Raw genomic sequence first — 6,355 nt, forward strand, 5'->3', positions numbered from 1 at the left:
CACAAAGATGATTTTGCTTTCCTTTTTTAATTCCATTTTTGTGAATATGTTTAGACCCGCACTCTGGACATTGTATCATTTTTTTATTTTTGATAATTTGACCCCTTTATCTAAAAATCATACCTTAATTCAGCAACGCCAGACTTCTTTTTCTTCGGTTTCCTTGATGATACTCATGTTAAAATCCTTGTTAGTTCATTAATTTGATCAATAAATAGTTGATCACTATTTTTCTCTCAATCTTAGATTTTAGGAATTTTATCCATGACTCAAAAGTTTAATTCTCGTGTTTATGTCACCTTACGCCCTTCAGTTTTGGATACAGCTGGAACTGCTGTAGAATCAGGATTACATCAATTAGGTTATGGCACAGTAGAAAACGTTAGAATTGGTAAATTTATTGAATTAATCATAGTCGCTGAAAATCAAGAATCTGCTGATAAACAATTACATCAAATGTGTGATCAACTTTTGGCTAATCCTGTTATCGAAAATTACTCTTTTGATTTAATTCCCATTGACTAAACAATATTATTTATATAGAGGTTCATAATGAAATTTGGTGTAGTTGTTTTTCCGGGTTCAAATTGTGATCGAGATATAGCTATGGTGACAGATGGTATTCTTAATCAATCCACTCGCATGATATGGCATCAAGAAACGGATATTGATGATTTAGACGTTGTTATTATACCCGGTGGTTTTAGTTACGGTGACTATTTGCGTTGTGGTGCCATCGCACGTTTTTCTCCTGTGATGAAAAGTATTATCAAACACGCAGAAGAAGGCAAATTAGTATTAGGAATTTGTAATGGTTTTCAAGTTTTAACAGAAGCGGGATTACTACCCGGTGCATTAATCCGTAATCGTGATTTACATTTTATCTGTGATCAAATTCCCATAAAAATAGAACATAATAACTCTATTTGGACAAAAAATTATCAATCTCAAGAAATAGTTTGTTTTCCCATTGCGCACGGAGAAGGTAATTATTTCGCCCAAGAAGATACTTTAAAAGAATTAGAAGATAACGGACAAATTTTATTTCGTTATTGTAGCAAAAAAGGAGAAATTAATGCTGAATATAATCCAAATGGTTCATGTAGAAATATTGCAGGAATTACTAATAAAAAAGGTAATGTTTTAGGTATGATGCCCCATCCAGAAAGAGCAAGTGATATGGCTTTAGGATTTGAAGATGGGAAAAAATTATTTACCAGTTTATTATCATAATTAAGAATTAATTTTTGGATAGTTGTTTTTATTTACAATAAGAATATTTATCTGAAAATTTAATTAAATATCTTTCAAATAATATTATTTTATCCATATCAAATATTTTATAACACATTTAAAAAATAAAGCGTTAATATATTAATGTCCACCATAGAGAATCTTATTAATCAAATCCAGAAAGAAGCAGAAAAAGAGGAATTTCCCTTAGATATTCCCATATATAAATCAGCTAAAAAAGAGCCAACTAAACCAATTTTATATTTTGGCAATTTAAACAGTAATATTTGTTTTTTTGGTCGAGATTTAGGTAAAGATGAAGTCATAGCAGGGCAACCTTTAATTGGTGCAGCAGGGAAATTAGTTAGACAAGGTTTTTATAGGGCTATACATCAAGAATATACTTCAGATCAAAAAAAATTAGAATCCATTAAAGATCGGTTAATTTTAACTAATACTGTACCTTATAAACCGCCAGAAAATAAAGCCTATAATTTAAAAGTAAAAAAAAGATTTCGCCCTTTTATCGAACAATTATTAGTGATTCATTGGCAAGGAACACAAATTATTACTTTAGGTACAGAAGGTTTTAAATGGTTTGAAAATTATTCCACTAAAGAAAAGTTTAACGAATTTTGGAATCAAGGAGATAAGCGTTATGAAACAAGTTTAAATCTAAATTTGACAGCAACAGATATTGAAGGTAAATCTTATCAAAAACAAGTAGTAATTTATCCTTTACCTCATCCGTCACCTTTAAACGCAAAATACTATAATAGATTTCCAGCAATGTTGCAAAATACATTATCACAATTAGAGTTTTAAAGATGTATAAAAAATGCTCAAAATTATTAAATTATCCTTGACAATTGTCAGTTATTTACTAATTTTAAATAGTTGTCAAAATCAACAAAAAAAATTACCACCATTACCACAAGATTCTGCTATTCAAGTTTACTTTAATCATGATCAATCTCAAGGGAAAGAATATGTAGATCCTTATCGCAATATTAATCGTACAGGAGATAATTTAGAAGAAGTTATTATAAGACAAATCAAAGCGGCAAAATCTACCCTTGATATAGCAGTACAAGAAATTAATTTATCGAAATTAGCAAGAGAAATAGTTAGAAAAAAACAAGAAGGTTTAAAAGTAAGAATAGTAATAGAAAATAGCTATAATTTACCCTTAAATCAACTTAATAATAATGATGGTTTGGCTATCTTAAAACAAGCAAATATTCCTATAATTGATGATAAAGAAGACGGCTCAAAAGGAAGTGGTTTAATGCACCATAAATTTATTATTATTGATGGGAAAAAAGTCGTTACGGGTTCGTCTAATTTTACTCTCAGTGATATTCATGGAGACTTTGAAAACTTAGAAACAAGAGGAAATGCTAACCATATTTTAGTTATTAACAGTACAGATTTAGCTAAAATTTTTACCCAAGAATTTAATTATCTTTGGGGTGATGGAGTTGGCAATAAAAAAGATAGTTTATTTGGCACTAAAAAACCTTCTCGCCGAGAACAAATTGTCAAAATAGGAGATACAACAATGTTAGTCAAATTTTCTCCTGAGTCTCAAGGAAAATCTTGGTTAGAAACTACTAACGGTTTAATTGCTAACACCTTAAAAACAGCCAATAATTCTATTGATTTAGCTTTATTTGTATTTAGTGATCAAGAAATAGCAAATACTTTAAAAAATGAGTCTTTGCAGGGAGTAAAAATCAAGACTTTAATTGATCCTAATTTTGCATTTCAATATTATAGTGAAGGATTAGATTTATTAGGATTTGCTTTGCTAAATAAATGTAAATATGAAAAGAATAATAACCCTTGGGAAATACCTATAAAAAGTGTAGGAATACCTAATTTACCAGACGGAGATAAATTACATCATAAATTTGCTATTATTGATGATTCGATAATCATTACAGGTTCTCATAATTGGTCAAATGCAGCAAATAATCTCAATGATGAAACCCTATTAATTATTTATAATCCGTTAATTACAAAACATTTTAGACGAGAATTTGACTATCTTTATCACGATGCAATTTTAGGTATTCCTACATATATCCAAGAGAAAATTAATTCTGATAAAGCTAAATGTTTTTAAGTTTTGAAATTAATAATTAATTCTTTTTTTGATATGCTTTTGCTGATGCTTTTGTCCATAAAATAACCGCAATAATAAATGGAATCATTGCCGCTAAAATACCTGTCATAAAAGAATGATTTTGGGCAAAAGGTGAAACAACAAACAAAAAAATGATCCCTAAACAATAAATTAAACCAAGAAAAGGTAAACCAATTACTAGCAAAGCGAAACGAGTATCTTTATCCATAAATTTTTAATTTAATTTAATTTATTTCTCACTAATTTAACCATAGCAAACAATTTTAAAATCTTTCTTATTTTTATCTTTCTTTATTCGACATTTTAAATTTATCAAAATAAGTAGTAGATAAATCACCAATTTTTCCTTGTCTTAAAGATAATAATTTTTTTGACAACTTCATCAATTTATGTTTTTAAAACAAGATATTTGTATAACAAAATAGTCAACAAGCAATTTTTTAAACCACAATTATGGATATTAAGTTAACTATTGATTATTACCTATTCAACATTCATTCGTTATTTATTGGACTGAATGACAAAAAAATGTAACAATGGTTTAACAATTGCAGTAAATTAGAAAATCACTTAAAAATAAGATGACAACAGCCCCATTTTATCAAGGAATCCAATATTTTAAAGAAGAATTACCTCATTTTAATGAATATGGTCAAGAAAGTGCGATCGCAAAAGGTAAAACTGCTATTTCTTCACCAATAGACAAAAAAGCCGTTTATCAAACATTATTAGCAGCCGATGCTTTACGTTATTTAACCTTACACATCACCGCCAGTAAAGAATCAGGACATCCGGGCGGTTTTGCCAGTATTGCCGATACCATCGCCGCCTTAGTGATGTTAGGGCATAAAAATTTAATCACAGAAGTAGGACATCATGCACCCGGATTTTATAGTACTGTCTTTTTAGATAAATCCCTCGAAAAAATGGGAATTTACACCGTAGAAGATATGAGCAACCGTTTTCGGGAAAATCACGGGCTTTTAGGGCATTTATCAGGGCAAATACCCGGATTACTCAATCCTGCGGGACCTCTTGGGCAAGGGCAACATTTTGCGATGGCTGGAGCTAAATTACATCCTAATATCTTATTCCCCGTAACCATTGGAGATGGAGGATTAGGAGAGCCTTATATCATGAGTAGTTTTGGACATTTCAACACAGCTTATCCTAAATGTACAAACTTTCTACCGATTTTAGTCTGGAATGGTTACTCCCAAGAACATCATAGTATGGTTTCCACTAAAACCAACGAAGAAATGATCGCTTATTGGCAAGGTAACGGTTTTAAAGAAGTAATTTTAGTTAACGCTAAAGATTTTGATGACGCTAACCAAGAGGGCGAATATGTCGATAGTACTAAATTTTCCTTTGAAAAACGCCTAGAATTTACTAAAGCTATATTAGAAGCTACTAACAAAGCCGCTCAATCCGCATTAGGAGGCACTTTAACTGTACTAATTATCAAACAATTAAAAGGTGCAGGGGTGCATAAACGAGGCGCACAATCTCACAACCTTTACCCCGGCGATACCCTCGACAAAGATTATATCGTTTCAGCATTGCAAGAAAGGGCATTAAGTAAAGAAGCATGGGAATTAGTCAGAGATAATTTTGCCCGTGCCAATGGTGGTTCAAATTCAGAAAAAGCCGTCACAGAATCCGTTTTACCCTTATCCAACTTAGGAAGTTTACCCTTAACTGAATATGCCGTTGGCGGTGATAAAAAAGTATCTACTACCGCTATGGGTGAATTAGTCGTTTATGTCGGCAAAAATGATCCTAATTTTGTGGTGACAAATGCCGATGGTAACGCAGCTTCAGGAATTAATAACATTAACATTGGTTTAAACATTGTCCATCCCACTGTTGATGTGACTTATTTTCAACAACCCCAAGGACAGGTTTATGAGCCTTTAAGTGAAGATGCTTGTGCAGGTTTAGCAGTAAGTCTAGCATTATTTGGCGCTCGTTCTCTATGGTGTTCTTACGAATCTTTTGCCATCAATGGCTTACCTATTTGGCAAACTGTCACCCAAGCGATGGCAGAATTGAGACGAGAAACCCCTTCTACTATTACTTTATTCACTGCTGGAGCATTAGAACAAGGGCGTAACGGTTGGACTCATCAACGCCCAGAAATTGAGAATTATTTCGCCGCCATGATGCGTAACGGTAATATTTATCCTCTTTTCCCCTGCGATGCTAATAGTACCCAAATTTGTTATGAGTGGGCATTAGGCACAACTAATAAAGGTATTACCATTACTGTTAGTAAATCTCCTTTACCAATTTTAACGACTTTTGAGCAAACCAAAGAAGCCTTAGAAAAAGGTGGAGTTATCTTACATGAATCTGAGGGTAATAAAAAAGTTGTCTTTGCGGTAATTGGTGACATGACTTTAATACCTGTCTTTGAAGCAACAAAAACTTTAGAATCTCAAGGCTATGGAGTGCGTATCGTATCCGTTATCAACCCTCGACGTTTATATCGTTCTACTGATGTAGCTTGGAATAGTTGCAGTATCAAAGACGATAACTTCCTTGATGATGCAGGATTTGAACAGTTATTCCAAGGTGATGCAGTAATTGGTGTAACTGGAGGTGCAAGTGCGATGTTAGAGCCTATTATGCTACGCAGTAATGCTAAACGGGATACTTTTGCATGGAAACGTGGTGAAACGACTGCTAATGCTGGAGAATTGATGGCATTAAATGGTTTAACCTCTGACGCTTTAGCTGAAAGAGCAAAACAACTAATTCAATAATTAGTCTAAAACCCCCCTCTAATTCAGTAGAGGGTTATCAAATCAATAAAATTAACTCAATTTTAAAAAAAGAAAAAATCTTAAAACCGTTATATAAAAGCAAGTATAGCCATTAAATTGTTAACGGGGGAAAAAGATTTAAAGAAAAAGTTGCCAAAAAGAAAAAGATTAGTTATATTAGTAAATGTGCGATTGAGAGCAAACG

General features: G+C 32.1%; 6 protein-coding genes. 5 read left to right on the forward strand and 1 reads right to left on the reverse strand.

The features are described from left to right. The first annotated feature begins 264 nt into the window (after positions 1-264). The 4 genes from purS (at position 265) to ACEW8E_RS00735 (ending at position 3,361) form a co-directional block, all read left to right on the forward strand. Positions 265-525, forward strand: coding sequence for a phosphoribosylformylglycinamidine synthase subunit PurS (purS, locus tag ACEW8E_RS00720; RefSeq protein WP_373478424.1), 261 nt, complete (start codon positions 265-267; stop codon positions 523-525). Between the two features lie 27 nt (positions 526-552). Beyond that, a complete protein-coding gene (gene purQ, locus ACEW8E_RS00725; protein WP_373478425.1) occupies positions 553-1,233 on the forward strand; it encodes a phosphoribosylformylglycinamidine synthase subunit PurQ in 681 nt (226 codons plus the stop codon). Between the two features lie 144 nt (positions 1,234-1,377). Further along, entirely contained in the window at positions 1,378-2,058 is a 681-nt protein-coding gene (locus ACEW8E_RS00730; protein WP_373478426.1) for a uracil-DNA glycosylase family protein, read from the forward strand. A gap of 13 nt (positions 2,059-2,071) precedes the next feature. Further along, positions 2,072-3,361 carry a phospholipase D-like domain-containing protein gene (locus ACEW8E_RS00735; protein WP_373478427.1) on the forward strand — a complete coding sequence of 430 codons (1,290 nt, stop codon included), beginning with the start codon at positions 2,072-2,074 and terminating at the stop codon, positions 3,359-3,361. A gap of 16 nt (positions 3,362-3,377) precedes the next feature. Here ACEW8E_RS00735 and ACEW8E_RS00740 read toward each other — a convergent pair whose 3' ends face one another. After that, a complete protein-coding gene (locus ACEW8E_RS00740) occupies positions 3,378-3,590 on the reverse strand; it encodes a hypothetical protein (RefSeq protein ID WP_373478428.1) in 213 nt (70 codons plus the stop codon). Between the two features lie 373 nt (positions 3,591-3,963). Between ACEW8E_RS00740 and ACEW8E_RS00745 the strand changes: the two genes are divergently transcribed. Then, positions 3,964-6,150 carry a phosphoketolase gene (locus ACEW8E_RS00745; RefSeq protein ID WP_373478429.1) on the forward strand — a complete coding sequence of 729 codons (2,187 nt, stop codon included), beginning with the start codon at positions 3,964-3,966 and terminating at the stop codon, positions 6,148-6,150. Positions 6,151-6,355 lie beyond the last annotated feature (205 nt).

This window comes from Geminocystis sp., from assembly GCF_041753295.1.
Classification (GTDB): domain Bacteria; phylum Cyanobacteriota; class Cyanobacteriia; order Cyanobacteriales; family Cyanobacteriaceae; genus Geminocystis.